Origin of the sequence: Ferrimonas lipolytica (assembly GCF_012295575.1) — a bacterium.
Taxonomy (GTDB): Bacteria; Pseudomonadota; Gammaproteobacteria; order Enterobacterales; family Shewanellaceae; genus Ferrimonas; species Ferrimonas lipolytica.
Genome location: NZ_CP051180.1, coordinates 3265994 through 3290105, shown reverse-complemented (window position 1 = coordinate 3290105; position 24112 = coordinate 3265994). Strand labels below are relative to the sequence as shown.

Annotated in this window: 20 protein-coding genes; 10 read left to right on the top strand and 10 right to left on the bottom strand. The window is 47.5% G+C overall.

The window, feature by feature from the left end; genetic code table 11:
• Window positions 1-201 precede the first annotated feature (201 nt).
• Together HER31_RS14965 and HER31_RS14960 are read left to right on the top strand one after the other, a co-directional pair.
• Window positions 202-855, top strand: a complete 654-nt coding sequence (locus HER31_RS14965; protein ID WP_168661710.1) for a glutathione S-transferase family protein — start codon at window positions 202-204, stop codon at window positions 853-855.
• A gap of 61 nt (window positions 856-916) precedes the next feature.
• Window positions 917-1318 (top strand): hypothetical protein, encoded by a 402-nt coding sequence (locus HER31_RS14960; protein WP_168661708.1) that lies wholly within the window; start codon window positions 917-919, stop codon window positions 1316-1318.
• A gap of 23 nt (window positions 1319-1341) precedes the next feature.
• On the opposite strand, the gene HER31_RS18935 is transcribed toward HER31_RS14960, so the two are convergent.
• The 8 genes from HER31_RS18935 to HER31_RS14920 all read right to left on the bottom strand — a co-directional run bounded on the left by HER31_RS18935 (window position 1342) and on the right by HER31_RS14920 (window position 11138).
• A complete protein-coding gene (locus HER31_RS18935) occupies window positions 1342-1851 on the bottom strand; it encodes a type II secretion system protein (RefSeq protein ID WP_168661706.1) in 510 nt (169 codons plus the stop codon).
• A 122-nt stretch (window positions 1852-1973) separates the two neighbouring features.
• Window positions 1974-3140, bottom strand: a complete 1167-nt coding sequence (prpF, locus tag HER31_RS14950) for a 2-methylaconitate cis-trans isomerase PrpF (protein ID WP_168661704.1) — start codon at window positions 3138-3140, stop codon at window positions 1974-1976.
• Window positions 3141-3221: 81 nt separating this feature from the next.
• Window positions 3222-5828 (bottom strand): Fe/S-dependent 2-methylisocitrate dehydratase AcnD, encoded by a 2607-nt coding sequence (gene acnD / locus HER31_RS14945; protein WP_168661703.1) that lies wholly within the window; start codon window positions 5826-5828, stop codon window positions 3222-3224.
• 34 nt (window positions 5829-5862) lie between these two features.
• On the bottom strand, window positions 5863-6984 hold the full coding sequence (gene prpC, locus HER31_RS14940) for a bifunctional 2-methylcitrate synthase/citrate synthase (RefSeq protein WP_168661700.1): 1122 nt from the start codon (window positions 6982-6984) through the stop codon (window positions 5863-5865).
• Window positions 6985-7150: 166 nt separating this feature from the next.
• Window positions 7151-8032 carry a methylisocitrate lyase gene (gene prpB / locus HER31_RS14935; protein WP_168661697.1) on the bottom strand — a complete coding sequence of 294 codons (882 nt, stop codon included), beginning with the start codon at window positions 8030-8032 and terminating at the stop codon, window positions 7151-7153.
• Entirely contained in the window at window positions 8029-8691 is a 663-nt protein-coding gene (locus tag HER31_RS14930; RefSeq protein WP_168661695.1) for a GntR family transcriptional regulator, read from the bottom strand. Before HER31_RS14930 ends, prpB begins: the two co-directional genes overlap by 4 nt.
• Before the next feature lie 602 nt (window positions 8692-9293).
• Window positions 9294-10235 (bottom strand): acyltransferase, encoded by a 942-nt coding sequence (locus HER31_RS14925; RefSeq protein ID WP_168661693.1) that lies wholly within the window; start codon window positions 10233-10235, stop codon window positions 9294-9296.
• 15 nt (window positions 10236-10250) lie between these two features.
• The gene (locus HER31_RS14920; protein WP_168661691.1) at window positions 10251-11138 is read right to left on the bottom strand and encodes an acyltransferase; all 888 of its coding nucleotides are present in this window, start codon (window positions 11136-11138) and stop codon (window positions 10251-10253) included.
• Between the two features lie 330 nt (window positions 11139-11468).
• On the opposite strand from HER31_RS14920, the gene HER31_RS14915 reads away from it, so the two are divergent.
• Window positions 11469-12791 carry a hypothetical protein gene (locus tag HER31_RS14915; protein WP_168661689.1) on the top strand — a complete coding sequence of 441 codons (1323 nt, stop codon included), beginning with the start codon at window positions 11469-11471 and terminating at the stop codon, window positions 12789-12791.
• A gap of 314 nt (window positions 12792-13105) precedes the next feature.
• Here the strand turns inward: HER31_RS14915 and HER31_RS14910 are convergent, their stop codons facing one another.
• Together HER31_RS14910 and HER31_RS14905 are read right to left on the bottom strand one after the other, a co-directional pair.
• Window positions 13106-13981, bottom strand: a complete 876-nt coding sequence (locus HER31_RS14910; RefSeq protein ID WP_275060715.1) for a YifB family Mg chelatase-like AAA ATPase — start codon at window positions 13979-13981, stop codon at window positions 13106-13108.
• 304 nt (window positions 13982-14285) lie between these two features.
• Window positions 14286-14687: a hypothetical protein gene (locus HER31_RS14905; RefSeq protein WP_168661685.1), complete on the bottom strand. Its 402-nt coding sequence runs from the start codon at window positions 14685-14687 to the stop codon at window positions 14286-14288.
• A gap of 337 nt (window positions 14688-15024) precedes the next feature.
• Between HER31_RS14905 and HER31_RS14900 the strand changes: the two genes are divergently transcribed.
• The 7 genes from HER31_RS14900 (at window position 15025) to HER31_RS14870 (ending at window position 24074) form a co-directional block, all read left to right on the top strand.
• Window positions 15025-15333 (top strand): hypothetical protein, encoded by a 309-nt coding sequence (locus tag HER31_RS14900; protein ID WP_168661683.1) that lies wholly within the window; start codon window positions 15025-15027, stop codon window positions 15331-15333.
• Complete coding sequence (locus tag HER31_RS14895; protein WP_168661681.1) at window positions 15330-16301, top strand: hypothetical protein; 972 nt, start codon at window positions 15330-15332, stop codon at window positions 16299-16301. The genes HER31_RS14900 and HER31_RS14895 overlap by 4 nt, the downstream gene beginning before the upstream one ends.
• Window positions 16302-16464: 163 nt before the next feature.
• The gene (locus tag HER31_RS14890) at window positions 16465-17772 is read left to right on the top strand and encodes a hypothetical protein (RefSeq protein WP_168661679.1); all 1308 of its coding nucleotides are present in this window, start codon (window positions 16465-16467) and stop codon (window positions 17770-17772) included.
• A complete protein-coding gene (locus HER31_RS14885) occupies window positions 17772-18473 on the top strand; it encodes a hypothetical protein (RefSeq protein ID WP_168661677.1) in 702 nt (233 codons plus the stop codon). The genes HER31_RS14890 and HER31_RS14885 overlap by 1 nt, the downstream gene beginning before the upstream one ends.
• Before the next feature lie 271 nt (window positions 18474-18744).
• On the top strand, window positions 18745-18942 hold the full coding sequence (locus tag HER31_RS14880; protein WP_168661675.1) for a hypothetical protein: 198 nt from the start codon (window positions 18745-18747) through the stop codon (window positions 18940-18942).
• Window positions 18917-20845: a hypothetical protein gene (locus HER31_RS14875; protein ID WP_168661673.1), complete on the top strand. Its 1929-nt coding sequence runs from the start codon at window positions 18917-18919 to the stop codon at window positions 20843-20845. Before HER31_RS14880 ends, HER31_RS14875 begins: the two co-directional genes overlap by 26 nt.
• Before the next feature lie 802 nt (window positions 20846-21647).
• Window positions 21648-24074 (top strand): DNA methyltransferase, encoded by a 2427-nt coding sequence (locus tag HER31_RS14870; RefSeq protein ID WP_168661671.1) that lies wholly within the window; start codon window positions 21648-21650, stop codon window positions 24072-24074.
• Window positions 24075-24112 lie beyond the last annotated feature (38 nt).

Here is a 24112-nt window from a genome sequence, read left to right as displayed (position 1 = left end):
AGGCGTTATCGCGGTTGTCTTTATTGACGACTAATGTTGCTAAAGCGATGCTGTTTTTCACACCCTAAGGGGAAACCCGATTGAGTTAGCGATGCTGCTATTGGCTGACGTTTTGTTGCGCCCAGCGTACGCAGTAAGAGTTGCTATTAAACCAATAGCATTTGTGGTTTCAGATGTATCATCAACAGGGACGTAAATGATATGAACAGCCTCTACGGTATTCCGCTGTCGCCGTTTGTGCGCAAGGTAATGCTGACACTGGAATACAAACGGATCGATTTCACTTCACAGCCGTTGTTTCCGCGAGATCCCTCTCCTGAGTTTCGCGCCATCAGCCCGCTAGGCAAGATCCCCGCCTTTGCTGATGCAACGTTAGCTCAACCGCTATTAGAGTCAGCAGTTATCTGTGATTATCTTGAGTGTCGTTATCCACAACCGTCTATCTACCCAGCACTGCCTGAGCAGCGCGCTCAGTGCCTTTGGCTTCAGAGTTACGCCGACACCAGCCTAATGAGCGTTACTGCCTCAGTATTTTTTGAGATAGTGGCACGACGATTACTACGTAAAGGCGATACCGATACAGCACGAGTAGCGCAGATTGTAGCGGCAGAGCAGCCGCCGGTGTTTGATTATTTGGAGACTCAGTTGGCGCCGGCTGAATTTGCAGTGGGGACTGAGGTTTCGATAGCGGATTTCGCCATTGCCACCCAGTTTATTAACGCTAAATACGCTGGCATAGAGCCTAATCCACAGCGATGGCCTAGGCTTAGCAGTTATCTGCAGCGGCTTTATCAGCTACCAGTAATCAACGCGCGGATGGGGGCTGATCAACCACTGTTAATCGCTTATGATTAATGGCTAGCGACTCCGATTAAGCGGGGCTGCGTTAGTATTAGCCTTGCAAGGAGTAGGACAGATGGACTTAATTAAGGCACTACCGTTGTTGTTGCCACTGGCGGTGATGGCAGATGAGACGATGTCACAACAGCAGTTGGAACAGATGGCCAAGCAAGCATTAGAGCAAGCTCAGCAGCATATGCAGATGCCGACCAAAGAGCAGATTGTTGAGTCTGCTCAGCAACAGGCCAAACAGGACTGCAGCGCCAGCGAATTCTTAAGCTGTATCAATTTGAATGAGTCGCAGTGTATAACGATGGCCAGCCGTATGGTTGACGATTGCTTAAAACCGATGGATTTACAGAAGATGTTAACCGATTCCGTCTATCAGCAATCGATGGAAAGCTGCTTTAGCGATATTGCTAACGATAATGGCATCGACACAAGCACTTGGGATAGGTGTAGTGAGCAACAACCGTAGTAACGAGGTTGGCATAGCTTCGATTAGCAGCCGCTGGTGTTGAGTAGATAGGTTGGAGTAACGCCATCGGGGCAGCTATTGGTTGTGCCGTTTGCTTGGCGGTAACCAAAGTAACAAGCGCTGGCCTCAATACTGTTTTGTTCGGCGTAGCCAAAGAATACGTAGTCGACGCCGCGGTACTCAAAATTGAGTTGGTCGTCGCTGTAATCTAGGCGCTTAACGACATCGGTGTTATCTAAGTAACCGCACTTTAGGCGAGTGTTGAAATTGCCATCGCCGTCGATGTCGACATCGGTAAGATCATCACGGCGGGAGACCGCTTTGGCTCGGTAGCTGCTCATCTTAGAGAGGATCAGCATCTGTTCATTGGCGCTTTCTACTGCGGCAGCAAAGGTGGTTAGCACCGAGTCACGGGCGTTATTCTGCAGGTTAATAAAACGCGGAGCAGCAATGGCTGCCAGGATCGACAAGATAACAATCACCATGACTAACTCTATCAGCGTAAATCCACTTTTCGCTGTTGTCGCTCGCATAGAACCTAAACTTCCTTCGTATTAGAGGTTCATCTTAAGCTATCGAGATAACTACGAAAAGTGGCATATTTTCAGTGCTGATCCAGCTCAATGAGTTTCCACTAACGGCTGTTTTTAATGCATTATTTTGCTATTAAAGCCTGTTGTGGTACCCGCACCCAGCCCTCCATTAGTACCCGTGCGCTGCGGCTCATGATTACTGCCTTGGCTTGCCACTGCTGATTATGCTGCACAACATCAGCACCTACCTTCAACGTGCCGGATGGGTGGCCGAAGGTTATGGTATTACGCAAGCCTCCACCGGCGGCCAAGTTGACCACAGTTCCCGGTACGGCGGCGGCAACGCCGATGGCAACGGCGGCAGTGCCCATCATGGCATGATGCAGTTTGCCCATAGATAGAGCACGTACATTGAGATCGATATCAGCTTGGTTTACCGCTTTATCGCTGGAACTGCGATACGCCTTAGGCGGTGCAACAAAGGCAATTTTAGGAGTGTGTTGACGCTGCTGTGCTGCGGCTAAATCGCTGATCAGGCCCATCTTTATTGCGCCGTGGGCGCGGATGGTTTCGAACTTGGCTAATGTATTTGGGTGGTCATTAATCACCGCTTGTAGCTCGGTGCCGTCGTACCCTAGTGCCTCGGCGTTAACAAAGATGGTTGGAATACCGGCGTTGATAAAGGTTGCCTCAAAGCGGCCTATGCCCGGAACCTCTAACTGATCAATTAGGTTGCCAGTGGGAAACAGCTCGCCGTCGCTGGGATTTGCGAAGGCCACTGCTACCTCAGCGGCGGGAAAGGTAACCCCGTCCAGTTCAAAATCTCCAGTCTCTTGCACTTCACCGTTGTTGATTGGCACATCGGCGGTGATGGTTTTACCTATGTTTGCCTGCCAGATCCGCACGGTTTTGATGCCATTTTCTGGCAGATCCGCCACCATACCTTGGCTAATGGCGAAGGCACCAACCGCGGCGGTTAAGTTGCCACAGTTACCGCTCCAATCAATGAAAGGTTTGTCGATGGCGACCTGGCCAAAAAGGTAGTCGACGTCGTGACCGGTTTGGCTGGAAGGGCTAATAATCGCCGTTTTGCTGGTGCTGGAAGTGGCGCCGCCCATGCCGTCGGTGTGTTTGCCGTAGGGGTCGGGGCTGCCTATTACCCGCAGTAACAGATTGTCGCGGATTGGCCCCGCCTGTTGGGCTGCGGTGGGAAGATCCTTAAGGGCAAAGAATACTCCCTTAGAGGTGCCACCACGCATATAAGTGGCGGGAATCTTAATTTGAGTCATTGGGTTACATCCATTAATTGGCATCGATATGTCGGTTGGCTTAGGCATTTGGGAGCTAAGCCAACACGGCCATAGCTGTTTTTACGAAGCGCCAGCTAGGAAGTCTTTGGCGAAACGCTGCAATACCCCACCGGCATCGTAAACGTCGATCTCTTCAGCGGTATCTAGGCGGCAGACCACTGGCACATCAATGGTGCTGCCGTTGCTACGGTGGATCAGCAGGGTGACAGTGGCACCCGGAGTGCGCTCGCCAATAACGTCGTAACTTTCGCTGCCATCCAAACCAAGGGTCAAACGGGTGGTACCCGGTTGGAACTGCAACGGCAAGACCCCCATACCAACCAAGTTGGTGCGGTGAATACGCTCAAAACCTTCGGCGACAATCGCCTCTACCCCTGCTAAGCGAACGCCCTTGGCGGCCCAATCGCGGGATGAACCTTGGCCATAGTCCGCACCGGCAACGATGATCAGTGGTTGTTTGCGCTCCATGTAGGTCTCAATCGCTTCCCACATCCGGACTGGTTTCCCCTCTGGCTCAATCCGAGCCAGTGAGCCTTGAATGACCTCACCGTTGTCGGCCCGAACCATCTCGTTGAGCAGTTTCGGGTTGGCAAAGGTCGCCCGTTGGGCGGTGAGGTGATCACCCCGGTGGGTGGCGTAGGAGTTAAAGTCCTCTTCCGGCAACCCCATCTTGGCGAGGTATTCTCCAGCGGCGCTGCTGGCCATAATGGCGTTGGATGGTGACAGGTGGTCGGTAGTGATGTTGTCCCCCAGCACTGCTAACGGTCGCATCCCTTTGAGGGTACGTTCTCCTGCCAGTGCCCCTTCCCAATAGGGAGGACGACGGATGTAGGTCGACATCTCGCGCCAGTCATATAGTGGGTTTTGCTCGTCACCGAAATCGACCTTGAGATCAAACATTGGCTCATACACTTGGCGGAACTGTTCTGGCTTCACCGAGGCGCTAACGATAGCATCGATCTCTTCGTCGCTCGGCCAGACATCCTTAAGGGTGATGGCGTTGCCGTTGCTATCAAAGCCAAGCGCGTCTTGCTCGATATCGAAACGCATGGTGCCGGCGATGGCATAGGCCACGACTAATGGCGGCGAGGCCAAAAATGCCTGCTTGGCATAAGGGTGAATACGCCCATCGAAGTTACGGTTGCCGGACAACACCGCAGTGGAGTAAAGGTCGCGATCGATGATCTCTTGCTGGATAGCTGGATCAAGTGCACCGGACATACCGTTACAGGTGGTGCAGGCAAAAGCTACGATGCCAAAGCCGAGTTTCTCTAGCTCCGTTAGTAAGCCAGAATCGTTGAGGTATAGCTCCGCCACTTTAGAACCCGGTGCAAATGATGATTTAACCCACGGCTTACGAATCAGCCCCAGCTCATTCGCTTTCTTGGCAACCAATCCGGCGGCAACGACGTTGCGAGGATTAGAGGTGTTGGTACAGCTGGTGATGGCGGCGATGATTACCGCCCCATCGGGGATCTGGCCGTCGGCTTCTTGCGCTAACGCTGAGCCGAGGTTGGTCGCGATCCCGCTCTGGGCTAAATCTGCTGTTGCTAGGCGCCGGTGGGGGTTTGATGGCCCTGCCATGTTGCGACTGACATTGGACAGATCGAACCTAAGTACTCGTTCGTACTGGGCTTGACTCATCGCGTCTGCCCACAGGCCGGTGGTTTTAGCGTATTGCTCTACCAAGGCCACCTGCTCTGGCTCTCGCCCGGTCAGTTTTAGATAATCGATGGTCTGTTCATCGATATAGAACATGCCGGCTGAAGCCCCATATTCTGGGGTCATGTTGGAGATGGTGGCACGATCGCCAATAGTGAGGCTGCGGGCTCCTTCACCATAGAATTCAAGGTAGGTGGAGACCACCTTCTGCGCTCGCAAAAATTCGGTAAGGGCCAATACAATATCGGTGGCGGTAATGCCTGGCTGGCGTTTGCCGGTGAGTTCGACTCCAACGATATCAGGCAGGCGCATCATCGATGGCCGCCCCAGCATCACCGTTTCCGCTTCAAGGCCACCGACACCAAGGGCGATAACCCCGAGCGCATCGACGTGGGGAGTATGGGAATCGGTGCCGACACAGGTATCCGGGAAGGCGACGCCGTCACGAGCCTGGATCACTGGCGACATCTTCTCCAGGTTGATCTGGTGCATGATGCCGTTGCCGGCGGGGATCACATCAACGTTATTGAAGGCGGTTTTACACCAATCAATAAAGTGAAAACGGTCCTCGTTGCGGCGCTCCTCTACTGCTCGGTTTTTCTCAAAGGCTGCTGGGTCGAAACCCGCATGCTCGACCGCAAGGGAGTGATCGACAATCAGCTGGGTAGGCACTACCGGATTAACGCGACTAGGGTCACCGCCCTGATCGGCAATGGCATCACGTAGACCGGCTAAATCCACCAAGGCGGTTTGGCCGAGGATATCGTGGCAGACTACTCGGGCGGGGTACCAAGGGAAATCCAGATCCTGTTTGCGCTCAATCAGTTGGCTTAAGCTGGCGGTTAAGTCCGCTGGCTCACAGCGACGCACCAGTTGTTCGGCCAGAATCTTAGAGGTGTAGGGCAGGCCAGCGTAGGCGCCGGGCCTAATCGCTTCGATGGCAGCTCGGGTATCGAAATAGTCGAGGTTGGTGCCGGCCAATGGCTTACGAAATTGGGTATTCATACTAATCCTTTAACGTCATGAACCCTGATAGTTGTTAACGCTCGCTAATGTCCGGTACTGAGCGAGGCTCTGGGCCGGTGTAATCGGCGCTTGGGCGGATAATGCGGTTGTTTGCACGCTGTTCGAATACGTGTGCGGCCCAGCCAGTGAGGCGGCTGCAGACAAAGATCGGGGTGAACAATTTGGTGGGAATACCCATGTAGTGGTAAGCCGATGCATGGAAGAAATCGGCGTTACAGAACAACTTCTTCTGTTCCCACATAAAGCTTTCACAGGCCACCGATACGCGGTACAAACGGTCGTCGCCAAACTCGGCCGCCAGTTTTTCAGACCAGCCTTTGATGATGCCGTTACGAGGATCGGATTCGCGGTAGATGGCGTGGCCAAAGCCCATGATCTTTTCTTTGTGTTCCAGCTTGTAGGCCAAGGTCGCACGGGCGTGTTGCTCATCGCGTAACTCTTCAATCAGCTCCATCGCTGCTTCGTTGGCGCCGCCGTGTAGTGGTCCGCGCAGCGAGCCGATAGCACCGGTGACACAGGACACCAAGTCACTCAAGGTCGAGGCACATACCCGTGCGGTAAAGGTGGAGGCGTTGAACTCATGCTCGGCGTATAGAATTAATGACACGTCCATCACCTTTGCGTGCAGCTCTGACGGTTTTTTATCGTGCAGTAAGTGGAGGAAGTGAGCGCCAATTTGATCGTCGTCGGTTTCGGTATGAATGCGGACGCCGTCGTGGCTATAGCGATACCAGTAACAGATGATTGACGGAAAGGCAGCTAATAGGCGGTCGGTTTTCTCATACTGATCAGCAAAGGTGGCTTCCGGCTCAAGGTTGCCAAGCATTGACGCACCGGTACGCATCACGTCCATCGGGTGGGCGTCAGCGGGGATCTGCTCCAATACAGTTTTAAGCGGTTGTGGCAGACCACGTAAGCCTTTTAGCTTGGTGCGGTAATTTGCTAACTGCTCGGAGTTAGGCAGCTCGCCTTTGAGGAGCAGGTAGGCGACCTCTTCAAAGCTGACCTTATCGGCTAACTCGGCGATGTCGTAGCCGCGGTAAGTTAAGCCAGTGCCCGATTGACCAACGGTACACAGTGCAGTTGAACCGGCGCTTTGGCCACGTAAACCGGCGCCACCTATTGCTTTAGTCATCTCAACATTCCTTTTGTTGGGGATGGGCTCCAATACCGCCAACTCAGATTGACGTAGCTGCGGCGGAGCGCCACTGTTCTCTCTAAATCCAAATGCCGGATCACGCGGGGTCTATCCGGGTTATGCCTATTTACGGTAGGACGGACCTGCCGCCCCAACGCTGACCCTATTTGTCTTGAGTAAACAGGGTGTCTAACTTGTCTTCGTAACTGTGGTAGTTAAGGAAGTCGTACAGCTCGGTACGGGTCTGCATTGCGTCTACTTGGCTACGTTGGTGGCCATCGTTTTTCATCGCTTCAAATACCTTTAACGCTGCGGCATTGGCAGCGCGGAAAGCACCGAGAGGGTATAGCACCATGTCGGCACCCGCTTCGAACAGTTCATCTTTATGGAACAGCTCGGTTTTGCCGAATTCGGTCATGTTGGCCAAGATGGGGGCGTTAACTGCGGCTTTGAACTGGCGATAATGCTCCAGCTCGGTTAACGCCTCAGCGAAGATCATATCGGCGCCAGCTTCGAGGTAAGCTTGAGCGCGTTTAATTCCAGCTTCTAAACCCTCGACCGCCACTGCATCGGTTCGAGCCATGATGACGAACGATGGGTCGGTGCGGGCATCAACGGCGGCCTTAATTCGATCACACATTTCGTCGATGCTCACTACGGCCTTGTTAGGGCGGTGACCACAGCGCTTTTGCGCTACTTGGTCTTCCATATGCACGGCAGCAACCCCAACCTTTTCAAACTCGCGGATGGTACGAGCGATGTTAAAGGCGCCCCCCCAACCGGTGTCGATGTCGACCAGTAACGGCAGAGCGGTGGCTGAGGTGATGCGGCCAGCGTCGATGATCACATCGTTCATGCTGGTCATGCCAAGATCAGGTAGGCCATAAGAGGCGTTGGCCACACCAGCGCCGGAAAGATATAGCGCTTGGTGGCCAGTGCGTTCCGCCATTAAGGCGAAATAGGCGTTAATGGTGCCGACAATCTGTAGCGGCTTGGCGTTGGCAACAGCGTCACGAAAACGCTGTCCGGGAGTGGTGGTGGTCATGCTTGAAACTCCTCCATGTTGGCGCTTAACACCTTGGCTGTGTTGGCGGCGCCAGCTTCAATGTGGCGCCGCATTAATAGCGCGGCAAGTTCGCCATCGCGGTTAGCGAGGGCGGCTAAAATTTGGCGGTGTTGAGCCAGTGCCCGCAATGGGCGGCGGCTGCTAATACACTGATGTCGGTAGATCTGCAGCTGATGGTAAAGATCGCCGGTTAGGGTAGTGATTAAGGTTTGGTTACCGCTGGCGTGGATTACCCCAACGTGAAAATCGATGTCGTCCTGCAGGCTGGTTAACTCTTCCGAGCTAAATACCTGCTCTTGTCGATCGAGTAGATTTTCGAGCTGGTATAGCTCGACGGTGCTGATCCGCGCTGCGGCCAGTTGGCATGCCATCGCTTCCAGCTCCGCTCGAACCTGATAGAGATCGGTAAGGTGTTGCGGGGTGAGATTGATTACCCGCGCTCCAACGTGGGGGATCCGCTCAATCAGGCGGCGTTGTTCTAGGCGCTGTAATGCTTCACGTAACGGGCCTCGACTAATGCCATAACGGGCGGCAATCTCTTGCTCATTAATCTTACTGCCAGGGGCTAGATCTCCGCAGATTATCCCCTGCTGCAACTGCTCGAAGGTCTGATCTGCAAGAGTATGTTTGGCTTCCATGGAGCATCGTCCGCTGTTGCTTAAGTGTGGACAAATGTGCGCTACGTCACATTTGTTGTCAACAATAGTCGCAGGTAGACCTTAGTCGCAGCTGTATCTTGTTGTTGCCACTTTTAGCATAAATCTTTGGTGGGCAGACCTATAAAGGCGAGTTGGTGCGGTTCTTTCAAATTTTAATTGTTGACAATGTCGAGCGGGGTTCAACGATTGTTGACAATAAAATATTGTTAGGTTGACCTAAAACAAGGCTGTGTCACAGTTAAGTGTTGAGGTTTATATCAAGCCTTCGGCTGTACCGGTTGCAGCACTCTTAAAGGGTTATGTCGCGGTGGCGACGGCACATTCTTGTATGCATTAGGGGGCGCTTCGCCCCCTTTGGAATTCCCCTTGCCTTAGGTCGCAGTCCAAAACGCTTCGCTGAACTGCTCCAATACGGCAGAAGATCAATAGCGGTAGTGATTTACCCTTTGTCTCGCGATTCGCCTAGCCAGTGCTTTAACAGCCTTAGAAAGAACAACACTTAATTGGTACACAGCCTAAAACAAGCACGCCCAGCAGGCGTGAAACACCGAGCCGAGCGTGAGATTTGACTGAACTTACTGTTATTTAGAGGCGATGGCTTGATAGAAACCTTGCACGGCTTTGTTTGGTTGATACTGCATGAGTAACTGGCCAATTAAGCGATCTTTTCGTTGCCACACCTGATTTAGCCACGCTTGAAACTCAACTCGGTAGGCTTTGTCTTTATCGTAGTTACCCTGCGGCAGCTCCGACATCGGGATAACGTTGATATCGACGGCAACATGTTCCACCTTGCCGGAAACAAATGATGCCATTATCCCATCTGGCGTGCCGGGGTAGACCACGGTTAAGTCCAACACATGGTCAAACTGATCGCCAAGGGTCGACATCGCAAAGGCGATCCCCCCAGCTTTGGGCTTAAGCAAGTAGGTAAATGGGCTGTTTTGGCGCTGATGTTTCTCTAAGGTTAGCCGCGACCCTTCGACGTAGTTGATGACGCACGTGGGGATATTAAGAAACTTTTCGCAGGAGCGACGGGTAGTGTCGATATCGCTGCCTTTGAGTTTGGGATTCTTGGCTATCTGGCTTTTGGTGTAGCGCTGCATAAATGGCATATCCAGTGCCCAACATGCCGCGCCAAGAAAGGGCACATACAGTAGCTGCTGTTTCAAAAAGAATTTAAGCATTGGCACATGGCGACGCAGGGCGATGGTTACAACCGCAATATCCATACCGCTGAGATGGTTGCATACGATGAGATAGGAACCGTTTTTATCCAACTGTTGCTCTAAGCCTTGGATATGCCATTGAGTCGGGGTAAATGTTTTTAGCAGCGCTTCGTTACAGGCAACCCACCCCGCCATCAATTGATTCGATAGCTCGCTTATTGGTTGGCGAGCAAACGGCAACAGCGCTTTAAAGGGGCTGAGCAGTACGATTAGCGTGCCCCAAAATGCAATATTGATTGAGGCCGTACTAAGCACTAGAGCGGCGATTAGCGGCGCGGGTAAACATGACAACATTTGCAATCCGTTTGGTTAGTTCTTGTTGTGATAGTGATGGTGAAGTTGGGCGATATAATCCGATTTCTTTTGCCAAAGATCATTCAACCAAGTTTGAATAATAAGTCGTTGTTCCGTCTGATGGTAATTTAATTCGTTTAGGTGGTTGAGTGTACAGTGTTCTACGTGCAGTTCGACGCGCGGTACCTGTCCAGACAAAAATTGCCAAAATGAAGGAGTGCCATCTGGATAATAGATGGTGACATTGAGCAGTTGTTGAATCTTGCCCCCCATGGCATCCAAAGACATCGCTAAGCCACCTGCTTTAGGAGTTAATAATCTTGGATAGCGGCTCTGCTGGCGATCATATTTGGCAGGGGTAAAGCGGGTCCCTTCTACAAAGTTCATTACCGCTACGGGCTTAATCTGAAACTTCTCGCAACTCTTGCGAGTTGCCTCTTGGTCTTTGCCCTTAAGGTGAGGCTTTTTGGCCAACGTGCCTTTGCTGTAGCGGCGCATAAAAGGGAAGTCGAGTGCCCACCATGCAAGGCCAATCACCGGAACGTATATAAGCTCTTGTTTCAAAAAAAACTTAAGCATTGGAATTTTTCGATTGAAGACACGTTGCAGTAACAGAATATCTACCCACGATTGGTGGTTAGATATCACCATGTACCACTGTTTAGGGCTTAGCTGAGGCAACTCATTAACAATAATCGTGGTGCGACTAAATATCTGCTGATTAAGGTTGTTGATGCTGATCCATGTGGTGGCGATGCCATCAATTAGGTAGGTACATAAACGCCGCAATACCGAGATTGGCAGCAGCTTTATTAGCCCTAACACGATGATGCATGGGCCCCAGAACAGTGTGTTAACGAGGTAGCCTAAAAATGCCAAGCTGCCTCGTAGCAGAGTAACCATCTGTAATAATCCTTGGGCTTCGATCCTTGAACGTCCTATGGCTATGGTACTCAGGCTAAAGTCGAATAGGCAAGTTACCTTTGATAAGAAGATTACTGGTCAACCGGCTAACTCAACATTTAGCCCCAATTATATATTTTAATAATATATATCAAATGTATAACTACAAAATTAGCGACATTAAGGTGGTTGTTATTTGTACTGATTATGCGAATTACTGTCTATTTATTGAGCGTCAATTGTTCTTGGTCAAAGTTATATCTAACCGAATTGCTAGCATCACTGTGGATTGAAGCTAATGCCTTAATTTCAATGAGCAAGGAGCCGCACATGAAAAAAGCATTATTGTCTGCCGTGATCTCTGCTGCCTTACTAGTGGGTTGTGGTTCAGATTCGAATTCAAGTAGTCCTGTGGTTGAGCCAACGCCAACTGTGCCAGACGGTGCCCTGCAAGGAACGTTTATTGATGCTGCAGTGGTAAACATCGGCTACACCACTGAAACCATATCGGGTGTTACTGACGCAAACGGTAATTACAATTACATGCTGGGTGAGACCGTCACCTTTGCTATCGGTGCAATCGAGTTGCCACCAGTTTTGGCTAAAGGGGTTGTTACGCCGCTCGATCTTGTTGACACCCACGATGTTGAAGATGATCAGGTATCTAATATTATCCGTTTACTGCAATCACTTGATGATGATGGTGATGCAAGTAATGGCATCACCATTACTGATGACGCTATTGCGGCAGCAACGGTAGCCGTTGATTTTGATGTGCCAACTGCTGAATTTGAGGCGAACGACGAAGTGCTCGCTTTAGTGGCAGCGGAAGGTTCAAACGATGGTTCTTTAGTTTCTGCTGAACAGGCGCAATTGCATTTAGAAACGACACTCAATGACGAAGATATAATATTTGGTCAGTTTGTTGGTACTTGGGCAATTACCGAGGAGACCGAGAATGACTATGAATTGCTAATGTTTACGTTCTTCGATGACGGTACCTACCTGCATTATGAAGTGCAGCCAATGGATGAAGATGATCTAGACGGCTTCGCAGGTGCTGAATGGGGTCATTACACTGTCGATGATGCGGATTACCTGCTGCAAGATGGTGACACTATGCACGACAGTAATGGTAACTGGGGCTTGGGTGATTTGATTACTGGTGCAGCTCCGATTCCCAGTGATTTTGGCGGGGAAACCGTGAAGCTTTCTTTTGAAAATGATGGTGCCATTACTTTCCATGTAACCGGTTATGAGATGGGCATCGCTGATGGCGAAGAGGAGGGTGATACTCAATCGTTCGACATAGCCGCAATCGCTAACAACGGCTTACTGGGAACTTGGGTTCTTGCTGATAGCATCGAAGGTGTAGATTTATTGACGTTCACCTTCTTAGATGACGGTCGCTATGTGCATGTTGAAGTAGCTGATGGTGAAGAAGGTGGTATGGAAGTTGGTAACTATGAGGTTGATAGTGATACCAATGAACTGACCGTAACCATGGTGCACGATCTGAACGGTGATATCGGTTTAACCAGTTTTGTTGGTAACCCTGGTAACCTGTTCGTTGAGGTAAACGGCGATTCAATGACCCTAACAGTCAACGAAGATGGAGCAGAACAACAACTGATGTTCAGTCGTCACGACTAAGCACGTTGTCTGCTTTTGTACTGGCTTTGCAGCATTTGCATGGCTTCTCTGAATAGCCACACTAAATCCAGTGTGGCTATTTTATGGCTATGTCGTAGTTAAGTGTTGAGGTTTATCTCAAGCCTTCGGCTTCACCGATTGCAGTACTCTTTAGGGGAGGATGTCGCGGTGGCGACGGCACATTCTTGTATGTATTAGGGGGGAGCCCTGCCCCCTTTGGAGTTCCCCTTGCATTAGGTCGCAGTCCAAAATGCTTCGCTGGACTGCTTTAACAGCATTGGAGATAACAAAACTTAGTTGGTACACAGCCTATTTTATTGTACCTGTCGTGCTAACTCCGACAGCAGTTTATCCATCGCTCGATATCCCAGAGCTTCGGCGATATGGTGTTTCTCTACTGCAGCTGAACTCTCTAAATCTGCAATGGTACGAGCCACCCGTAAGATGCGGTGATAGGCACGCACTGACAGTTGGAGTTTGTTGATTGCTCGTTCGGTAAACTCCAACAATGACTGACTTATTCCCAGATTTGGCCCCAACTTATGGCCTGAGATCAGTGCATTGAGATAACCTTGGCGCTCTATCGCGACCGTCTGGGCTCTGAGAATTTGAGCGCCGGCTTCAGCGCTAGAGATCCCGCTAGTATCCGGCTTACTCAGACTGCCGGCAGGCAAACGACTGACCTCTACGCTGAGATCAAAGCGATCGAGTAACGGTCCAGACAATCGAGCGAGGTAGCGACGGATCTGCTCGGGGCTATCACGGCTATTGCTGCCCACCTCGCCACTGGGCGAAGGGTTCATAGCTGCCACTAGTTGAAAGCGAGCAGGGAAGGTTAGCTTGGCGCTGGCCCGTGAAATAACCACCTGCCCTGACTCTAGTGGTTCTCGTAGGTTATCTAGCACCACCCGCGAATATTCCGGCAATTCATCCAGAAACAACACGCCATGGTGGGCTAGGGATATCTCCCCAGGTTGCGGCACGGAGCCACCACCAACCAAAGAGGCGGCGGAACTGGAATGGTGGGGGGCTCGAAAAGGGCGCCGTCGTAGTTGCTGGCTATCGCGGCTTAACCCTGCGATGGAATGGATGGCGGCTACCTCTAAGCCTTGCGTTAACGACAGTGGCGGCAATAAGTTAGCAAGGCGTGACGCTAGCATGGTTTTGCCAGTACCCGGCGGGCCTACCAGTAAAATATAATTACCATCATATTACATGGTTTTTCTATGAGTTTCTGGCACTTTAACTTAACGGTTAGAGTGCTATTTTTCGTTAATCCGCAGTAACGTGAAATTATCCAGTTCTTCCAGAGTTACGATTTCATAAAAATAAAGTGTAACAGGGGTAATAACTTAGGAACTTACGATTTTGCTCTAGAATGCCCAGAAGTCACTTGTGTATAACTATATTGCAGGAGTTTTATGGATGATGAGGACTATCAGAAGGAAATGAAGGCCCATCGACTGGTTGTATCCCAATCAACGAGCCTAGGCGTTAACTCAAATCAAAATTGAACAGCACATCACCATCGTAAGCACTAGGCTCAAGACCCATTTCGCAATGAATCGCTAAACCCCATTCTAGTGTATGAGCATCGCTATTGAGCTTAACAGTCATGGTCTCGCAGTCTGCATCGTTGCAGTTGTAAGACCAATCGTGAAGTTCAGTCAATCGAGCGCTATGCTCAGTGTCTGCAGACTCAACAGCAAATACTGTATTGTGAAGTCGAGATAATGCGTCAAGACGGCTTTCGCTATCTGTTCTCATCAACTCGATTAGCTCACTTAGAGCAGAGTAAATTTCGCCATCATCAAGAAAGAATTCCTTGACTCGGTCAAGTTCAGTCTTGTTGAAATGAGCTGCGACGGTTTTTGCTGTGTTCGTTTCGTTTTTCATGTGTTGCCTCCTGGTGGCATTGACTGAGCGATAGTGCTCTCTCAAGCCTCAGCAACTCATACCATCAGGTCAGAACAAATTATCGCATTTCGGTCGGTAAATGTACAGTCGTCAAGATACTAGATACAGGCGGAAACCGTACACGATTATAACCAAAGGTTATCAATACCACCTCCGTTATAACCACGAATTAAAAGTAGATAATGGATAACCAAGACAGAGTAGGAGTGCGATGTAAGAAATTAATTAGGCTACCTATAACAAGAGGAACATATAGGGAACCCATCGCCAGAGCAAAATCAACCACCAATGTCATCAAACACTAAGGAGACTCAAAATGTCCGAAACCACAAAAACCATTAAGCGTACCCGCACGATACAGGCAGCAATGATTCTGTCCATGATGTATATGGGCTTCGAACGCACCGAATATCAAGAATTCCAAGAAGCGATTAAGCCATCTCATCGAGACTTTGCGGATGTAGTATTCGCTGTCATTGGCTACAAGACGCCATATTCAGCATTCGAAATTGTCATCACTGACAACCGATATGACCCATCACCAATCCTATGGATTCAGGCTAACAAAGTGCTCGATGGTCATAACGGCGATTACAAAGCGGCATATCAGGAGTTGACGTCATGAACCACATTGCCAACCTGCCACAATTCGATGTGCCAGCAGGAACCGATATCTTCGGCCAGCCACTAGCCAGTTTCAATGAGTTACTAGTCGACATTCGAACGCATTCGGAACCAGACGCTGGGCCTAATGGATTCGTTTACGCGCATCACAGTCCATCAGGGAATTGTTATTACATCGGTGGTGGTACTGACCCAGAACGACCATACAACTTCGACGCTGGATGTAGGTCCAAGACGTACTACGAGCATACCGATTGGGTTCTAGCAGGATTAGTGACAGATTTGCCGTCTAATTGCGCATTGTTCGACGTAACGTGCTGGAGCCTAGAGCAGCTACTATACGACCGAATGGGTGCATTACATTTCAAATTAGCAAACGATGGGCGTCCGTATGCATCAAAGGCCACGAACGCTGAGCCATGGGCTCATCCGATGTGCCGGAAGTTCCATCAGCGACTTCAGTGGTTTCTGGTACCAGTGCTATTCAGAATCTACAACGAAGTACCAGTACGCCATGGTCGTGACGCCGCCATTTCAGAGGGCTCTAATCCAAGTTACCTGAAACGTGTCGTGACGATGGCGGAATCTGCACCTAACAATTACCGCCAAATAAACCGGGTTACGAACTGGCTCTTAGCGGCAATGGGCCTCGAAGGGCGAGTTAACACCGTTGGCAACATCGGCCTAGTAGGCTACTTCAACCGTAACGACGTTAACGAACTATTCCAAATGCATGACCAAGCCGACTGGGCAACGCTACTAGACGATCGAGTACCAACGGATGCTCAAATCGAGGAACTGTATCAGGCTTTCGAACGGTCAGTGGCCACCAACGATGGTGAAATTGTGTATCCAGACACCGCTTTAGTAGACCTGAACTCTGCTGAAACTACCGAAACGCAATTGACTGCAATTCTAAATCGGCAACAGTCGAACCGCTCCGGTATTGCGAACGTTCATAACCACTAAGTCGTTCTGACTTAATTCACAATTTTACAAACTGTATAGCAATTATGGGAGCAATCCTAGGCGTTGCTGTGCCCAAAAACAAAGGAGGACTTTATGTCCCACAACCAAGGTGGCCATGACATCTACTCAACAGCCATCAACATTTCGATCATGGAGGTATAACATGACTCATAGAAAAATAGATATTGAACCGCTAGCACTAGATGTAGAATTATTGCCCGACCCAGCTCCCTCATTGAATGTGAGCCAGCTTGGCACGACTACTGACTTACATGGCGATACATTCGTCCAAGTTTATGAGTCGAACGGTAATTTTATTGTATCTGTAATGACCTACGATGGTTCCAATTGGTCTCTGGAGCAAGCCTTTAGTTTTTCTGGTGAATATGGTGATACTGGAGTTCTTGCCAACCATATACGCGTACGCGGCGACACTATTGCTGTATCCTCATACGATACAGTTAATGCGCCAGATAAAAACGCTGGTGTAGTTTATATTTACCGCAGGGTATCTGTAGGGAATTGGGTGCATGAACAAACCTTACAAAGCCCGATTGACCCATCATTTGATTATCCTCGATATTTCGGTTCATCTATAGCTATAGGGCAAGACATCATATTTGTTGGCCTTAGCGACTCCAACAACGACACCGGTATTATTTCGTATAAGCGTTCAGGGTCCATTTGGACACGTGATGCTGATTTAGTTATGACTGATGGCACTACTGAGATCGGTGAATCAATGACGATTTCTCCCGATGGAGCACTACTGGTAGCATCTGATGGAACAAATAGTGATTATGCTGCAGTGTTCGAAGATGTAGCTGGAACTTGGACACAAACTCACTATATCCGTTTAGTAACAGGAGCTTTCAGTATATCTTACAGTACTGAATCTTTTGCATGGAGTCCAGATAGTAAAAATCTTGTGGTTCATGACTGGTCATATGATCAGTTAGGCATTCATCATTATGACGGCACAAGTTGGTCAAAAACGACGACACGAAGTTACATATACGACCAAACTAATTCGAGCTATATTCGAATGTTTGCAACTAATGATGGGCTAATTGGAATTGGCGACAGAATAAATGCCAACCCGAACGGTGGTGGAATACTTCGGTCATTTAAGTTTGATGCTGATACCAATTACTGGGAATTCTTAGGCGACATTCATCATCCAAATTCGCCCAATAATTCTAGTGGATGGTGTGGCTCAGTACACGCCCACCAGAGTGGACTAGTAATCACTGCGACTGGTGATGATGTTTACGGTAGCGATGATGGTGCAGCATATCTTATTAAAAGTAATGCAGGTTCGTTCGCAAATCTAACCTACAAAGTCAGTGACGGTTCTTACGCCATTCCGACAGATATTCAGGCTCGTCAATCAGGTTCCTTGACCTCAGTACAACGAGCATTTACGAAAGGCTCAAGTGGTACTTACGTTCAAGTATGGGAGCGCAGCTAATGATTAACCGTAATATCCAACGTTCAACCAAGAAGATTGCGCTCGATTATGTCGCAATAATTTCTAAGTTTGAACAGTCAATTCCACAGACGTTTGAGTCACTAGAGTCAGTCAAAATCGCGTTCTACCCGAACTGTGACTTTACCGTGCAAAATATCTCTGATGGTTTAACTGAGCTTCGTAATACATGGATTGCGGAGTCATTTTCCAATCCTAATATTCCGAAATCAGATGAAATTGAAACACTTGTGAACGTACTGATTACGCAGGGCAATACGCTAATTCAGTTCAGTCTACCAGATGACACATTACTGCCAACATTATGTGTTCAACCAGTAGAAAGTCGCGCTGGTGCTAACTCTATCAGTGCTGACGGTGGCGTAGTTGTGTTGAGTAATGGTGTTGAAGCATCAAGCATATCACTTACGAAAGGTTTTATCGGCGGTGAAGTGCCAGACGTGAGTCGAATGACTGATGGCGATGTTGCTTGTGTGGTAGATGCCCCAGTAGGCTCAATTCGCACATTACCAGAGCATCATTATTCAGTTGGTGTAGATGTTCCTGATGCAGCGGTTTCTCAAGTTATCGTCTCAGGATTGGATAGGGCTTTTAAGGTTACATCGCCAGAATATGTCGTGAGCAGTAGTGATCCTGTCGATTCTGACGGTAAACCTGCGGGCACAATTGTATTCGTCGTATAGCCGTAGTTTAAACCCTCCCTGATTAATTCTGGTGTAACGGAAATCTTAGTTAAATAATTATTATATTAACTGCAATTCCGTTCATCAGAGTTTACCTCAGAAACTAGAACATATACCCAGAAGTTAATTCATTAAATATCCTACTCAATATCTGAATCTTAATTACTCCCCCTGAACTTCGGTACATCGTTGTACGCTGAAATTTACTCAATTTAAGATAACAACAATACAGAAGATACAGAATATTCACCCTATTTATGGAGGCTTATCAATGGCCAAGACAGACAAGCGTGTAAGAGCGCGCATTGACCATGCAGTCGTTAGAGAACTATTCAAGCAATACCCTGATGCAAGCAGTTTAGATGTCGCGCTGAAGCATCATCTATCACGCACATTATTTGACAACTTCAACCATGCGGCACCAGATGCCCAAGGACAGCAAAATGAAATTCAACCAAGCAAGACATAAAGTCTTCGATATATCGCCAGCAGTATTGGCATCTGTTCAAACTCCATCAGTTAGTGCCCGAAACTGGCTAGGACTTATGGCGACAGCTCAACACACGACAGCAGGACAATCTCATTCCGAGCACCCAGATTACACCGCGTTTAATGGCACATACGTTCGCCAGTTTTTTGGTTCGTCAAAAGATGGCGGTTTAACTGCGATGTCTGACGAGTTCACTCAAATGTTCGATAAGTTCAGTGCCAGTAAAACCGGTGGTTGGTGCCTCGGAATTAAATTGTCTGACGATAATGCCTCCCGCTTAGGCGAGGCAACGCTGGCTTATGATGGAGTAGAGAGAATACGACTTACCGCTGAACAGCCATATTTGGTGCAGCTTAACGGTCTAAGACCACGAGCATTTCTGTCATTCAAGGAAGTGGCTGATTGGTTGGCAAAGCGAATGGATAAAGCACCAGCGCTAGCGTCGTTAAAGCGTATGAACGCTGACGTTCTAAGTGATACTTTTGGAACATCTACCCAGTATATTACTGGTGCTGCTAGTCCTGTTAACGCTGACGCTCTAAGTGATACTTTTGGAACATCTACCCAGTATATTACTGGTGCTGCTAGTCCTGTTAACGCTGACGCTCTAAGTGATACTTTTGGAACATCTACCCAGTATATTACTGGTGCTGCTAGTCCTGTTAACGCTGACGCTCTAAGTGATACTTTTGGAACATCTACCCAGTATATTACTGGTGCTGCTGGTCCTGTTCTGTCAGTTAAAGGCGTCGAGCTGCTGCCTGAACGTACTAGGAACGGTCACCTCAAACGCGGCAATGAACTATCAATCATCAAACTTGAACCGTTCATGCACATTAATGGCGAACCGATATTCCAATCACCGTATTTGATGTTCAGTAGCTACCGCTCAGTTAAAGTACCATCCGACAATGTTCGATATCCAGCGGAGCAACCCGTCGAAATAACTGCAATGTTCGATGTTGATTATCTCAAGCGTGAACGCCAAAATGTAGTTAGACACTTCAATGATGTACTACCTCCAGTCAAGGCAAGTTCATACATTGAATGCTACGATTATCATGTTCGATTACTAGCTGAAAATGATGGTAAATGGTCTTGGACTTATTGGCGGCACATGTACGGCAGACTTAATCTGCTTGGAAGTGACTTTAATCTTCAGATATTGCCACGTTTAGTACGTAAATCTCTAACTTCATGTCCGAATATGTCAAGCTATGACTTATCATCATGTCACCCTCGATTGTTTGTCGCCATTTGCCGTCATTACGGTGTTAGGTTGCCACATTGCGAGCAATTAATTCGAAATAAACATGGTGTCAGACGTCACGTAGCGCACATGCTGAATATAACCGAAGATGAGGCCAAGCCAATAATTACCTCATTTGTATTTGGTAAAGGATTTTCGAAAGACATTAAATCAGGTCGAATAAAGCTAGTTAATGAGCCTGATTACTACAGTGATAATGTCATTTACGGTGATATTGAACACACTAATGATATTCTGAGCAGTATTTCAACCGAGCTAAGCAATTGGCTCATAGATTTCGCTGTCGAGCTAAAAAATGCACGTCACTTAATCATCCAGTGGTGGAACGAAGTCGTAAATGTAGATGGAAGCTGCCCAATGCCTTCACACATCACCGGCTATTATGGAAATACACACCAGAAAGCCATGCAACAGGTATCTTTCGTACTAACTCAAATCGAAGCGTCATTTGTCACGTCTATACTCCAAAGAGAGCATCAGGTTGTTGCGATAATTCATGATGGGCTAACAGTGACTAACAGAGATATTTCACCTGAAGAATTGAAGTCGATTGAAATGGAAATAGACCGTCAATGGAGTTTGACCGACGCAATTCTCATCGAGAAGGAGTAGGCTCAATCAGCTAGAACAAACCAAGGACAGTGTAGCTCTAGCTGAAAGCACGGTTGGACTTACTTAACCGTCATTGTAACCGCCTGACAGTCCGGAACCATTTTGGTACTCAGGTGACACCATTATATAGAAGCATTATTGGTTATTGTTTGGTATGACTTGGACTTACTTAACCGATATTCCAATCACCACACCTGAACTTCCGTCAGTATCGTTCGATCAAGCAGCCTGACACAAAAGGTACTTCAGGGAACAATAATATCTAGTACCGTTCCATCAATGTTCTCTGCGGTTGCTGACAACTCAACATCACTATCGACAGGGATTAACTGTTACGACGTCCAAACACAATATCAAACCAACAAACCAGTGATACCCAGATTTACAGTAATGACTTGTTAATAATAAATTATTAGCAAGCCCATCCTGTTTCCCAGATTTATCGACAGGGCTTAGTAGGTATATCTACGTGCTATTAGTTGACCCTCTATGATCATAAACAGAACCTACCATCAGCTCACGAATGGCTGACTTATCATCACCAAGCTAGTGGGTTAATTTTATGGACACTTTACAGTTATTGTACATGCCATAAGCTAACATTTAACGGATGAAAATACAGAGTCAATATGATAGAGTTACGGCCAAATAAGTACGCCGCAAACCAGCGGCTACAGCGAATTCCGTAACACTTTGACAATCATAAGTAACATTCAAAGATCGCACTGCGAACTGTATGAATGTACAGCTCTTAATTTTCGAGTTATACTGGATATATGTACAGCTCTTTAAGGTTCGACAAATGAATAATCCACAGCTAAGTTTTGAGAAGGAGTTATCAGTCGCTCCAAAGCACGTCACACATTCTGGCGGTAAAGGAGAGTTTCTCCATGATTGGTACGCATACTTAGAAGGATATTCATCAGAGTTTGTGCACTCTGTTTTAGATACTTACATGCCTAATGCCCAAAAGGTTCTTGAGCCATTTGCAGGAGTAGGAACAACGCCATTAACGCTTGGGTTTAGAGGAATCAAAACTTTCTATAGCGAGATTAACCCAGCCATGCGCAAGGTTATCAACGCAAAGCTGACGATCGCTGCACTCCCAAAAGATAAGAAATTACAGCTATTCAACGAAATCAAATCGCTATCTGCTGAGTTACCGAGCCTGTATATCCAACATTCTGAAAAATCAGAGCTCAGAAAGTATTATGAAGCTGCATTCAAAGCGAGTGTATATTTCGATGATAGTATGTTTTCAAAAATACTGAAAATTCGTTCTTTAAATGATGAGCTTCTATTAAAAAATCCAACACTTGGACTTGCATTAGAAGTCGCTGTTATTTCAAAGCTTATTATTTGTTCTAGATTGAAGCGAGCTGGCGACGTTCGTTTTAAGACGCAAAAGGAATTGGATAAAGGTCTTCCCGAATTTATTTTATCAGTTCAGGAGCAATTATTATTGTTAGCTGAAGACTGCTTACGTTGTCCGAAATCCATAGCAGAAGCACAATTAGTCGCTCATAATGCAAAGCAGTTACATGAACTTAAGCCTTTAGGTGTCGATGGTGTTATCACTTCTCCACCGTATTTGAATGGAACAAATTATTTCCGAAATACTAAGCTTGAGCTTTGGTATATGGGATTCATTACTACAGCTACTTGTTTAAGAGGCTTCCGAGATCAAGTGGTTACTTCAGGCATTAACGATGTAACAAAGAACAAAGGGAATATTATTCATCCCTCAGCTCAGGATGTAGTTACAGAGTTGGCTGAGAATGCTTACGATGGTCGAATTTCCAAAATGGCTGCTGGATATTTTGAAGAAATGGGGTTGGTGTTTAATGGATTATCTAAGCACTTAAAAGATGGTGGCATCGCTTGTATAGACATTGGTGATTCATTGTATGGTGGAATACACGTTCCAACTCATGACATTTTGAGTGAAATAGCAAAAGACTCATCACTTAACACCTTGGAGATCGTTAAGTTACGTGAGAGAAGATCAAAGTCAGGAGCACCATTAACTCAGTCCCTTATTGTACTTGAGAAAGCTAAGTCCGATAAAGTAATGGTTAGTATGAGTGGGTTACAAAAGTGCGATATACCAACCAAATGGGATATGTTTAAAGAAGCTTTACCTCATTTACAACACCCATACTCAAAGAGAAATTGGGGTAGCACTTTACACTCTGTATGTTCATACCAAGGTAAGATGAAGCCTGCGTTAGCATATAAACTTGTTGAAGCATTTTCTAGTGTTGGTGATAAAGTCTTAGACCCATTTAGCGGTTCAGGAACTATTCCGTTTGAGGCTGCATTAAATGGTCGAGAGTCTTACGGTTTAGATATTGGGTTGTTAGCTACAACCTTAAGTAATGCCAAGATGAAACGTCCAAATCGCGAGAATGTAACTCAAATTATCGAGTCTCTTGAAGCTTACATTGCTAATTCAGAGCCGAGCGAAGCTTCAATCAAAGACGCAAATGAGGTTAAGTTCAATAAGTCAATTCCTGAATACTTCCATGAAGACACATTCAAGGAGATTTTATGTGCTCGTGATTTCTTTATCGAGAACCATGATTCGCAATCCGCTGATTGGGCTCTGGTGATGTCTTGTATGATGCACATTTTACATGGTAATCGCCCGTATGCCCTAAGCAGAAACAGTCATCCAATTACACCGTATGCTCCAACTGGTGATTTCATCTACAAGAACCTGATTGAGAAATTGTGGGCTAAGGTGAATAAGTCACTTGATACTGAAGTTGAAGGTGGTTTCGTTAATGGACACTGCTTCCAAGCTGATATCCTTGCGAAATGGCCCGAAGAAATCCAAGAAATTGACGCGATTATCACATCACCGCCATTCTTTGATAGTACGAAGTTTTATATGACTAACTGGATGCGCTATTGGTTCTGTGGCTGGACGAGAGAAGACTTTGACACTCAACCAAAGAGTTTTGTTGAGGTTATCCAGAAGAAATCGTTCGATGCATACGACTTTATATTCAACGAGTGTCATGAAAGACTAAAAGTTGGTGGATATGCAGTATTTCACCTTGGTCATTCTGATAAATGCAATATGGCTGAATCTCTTAAGTCGTATGCTGAAAAATACTTTGAGGTTGTCGATATATTCACTGAATCTGTTGAGCACTGTGAGAAGCATGGTATTGCTGATAAAGGTGGAGTTAAAGGCCACCAATACTTGGTTCTTCGTAAGTAAGGCTAAAAAATAGGGTAGGAACGATCCTACCCTTTATG

Bases quoted from the DNA above. Each gene is read 5' to 3' on its own strand.
- HER31_RS14915 (WP_168661689.1), top strand. From the start codon at position 11,469: ATGAAAAAAGCATTATTGTCTGCCGTGATCTCTGCTGCCTTACTAGTG.
- HER31_RS14925 (WP_168661693.1), bottom strand. From the start codon at position 10,235: ATGTTGTCATGTTTACCCGCGCCGCTAATCGCCGCTCTAGTGCTTAGT.
- HER31_RS14880 (WP_168661675.1), top strand. From the start codon at position 18,745: ATGGCCAAGACAGACAAGCGTGTAAGAGCGCGCATTGACCATGCAGTC.
- HER31_RS14960 (WP_168661708.1), top strand. From the start codon at position 917: ATGGACTTAATTAAGGCACTACCGTTGTTGTTGCCACTGGCGGTGATG.
- HER31_RS14905 (WP_168661685.1), bottom strand. From the start codon at position 14,687: ATGAAAAACGAAACGAACACAGCAAAAACCGTCGCAGCTCATTTCAAC.
- HER31_RS14890 (WP_168661679.1), top strand. From the start codon at position 16,465: ATGACTCATAGAAAAATAGATATTGAACCGCTAGCACTAGATGTAGAA.
- prpB (WP_168661697.1), bottom strand. From the start codon at position 8,032: ATGACCACCACCACTCCCGGACAGCGTTTTCGTGACGCTGTTGCCAAC.
- HER31_RS14920 (WP_168661691.1), bottom strand. From the start codon at position 11,138: ATGGTTACTCTGCTACGAGGCAGCTTGGCATTTTTAGGCTACCTCGTT.
- HER31_RS14900 (WP_168661683.1), top strand. From the start codon at position 15,025: ATGTCCGAAACCACAAAAACCATTAAGCGTACCCGCACGATACAGGCA.
- prpF (WP_168661704.1), bottom strand. From the start codon at position 3,140: ATGACTCAAATTAAGATTCCCGCCACTTATATGCGTGGTGGCACCTCT.
- HER31_RS14930 (WP_168661695.1), bottom strand. From the start codon at position 8,691: ATGGAAGCCAAACATACTCTTGCAGATCAGACCTTCGAGCAGTTGCAG.
- HER31_RS14895 (WP_168661681.1), top strand. From the start codon at position 15,330: ATGAACCACATTGCCAACCTGCCACAATTCGATGTGCCAGCAGGAACC.
- prpC (WP_168661700.1), bottom strand. From the start codon at position 6,984: ATGACTAAAGCAATAGGTGGCGCCGGTTTACGTGGCCAAAGCGCCGGT.
- HER31_RS18935 (WP_168661706.1), bottom strand. From the start codon at position 1,851: ATGCGAGCGACAACAGCGAAAAGTGGATTTACGCTGATAGAGTTAGTC.
- HER31_RS14875 (WP_168661673.1), top strand. From the start codon at position 18,917: ATGAAATTCAACCAAGCAAGACATAAAGTCTTCGATATATCGCCAGCA.
- acnD (WP_168661703.1), bottom strand. From the start codon at position 5,828: ATGAATACCCAATTTCGTAAGCCATTGGCCGGCACCAACCTCGACTAT.
- HER31_RS14885 (WP_168661677.1), top strand. From the start codon at position 17,772: ATGATTAACCGTAATATCCAACGTTCAACCAAGAAGATTGCGCTCGAT.
- HER31_RS14870 (WP_168661671.1), top strand. From the start codon at position 21,648: ATGAATAATCCACAGCTAAGTTTTGAGAAGGAGTTATCAGTCGCTCCA.
- HER31_RS14965 (WP_168661710.1), top strand. From the start codon at position 202: ATGAACAGCCTCTACGGTATTCCGCTGTCGCCGTTTGTGCGCAAGGTA.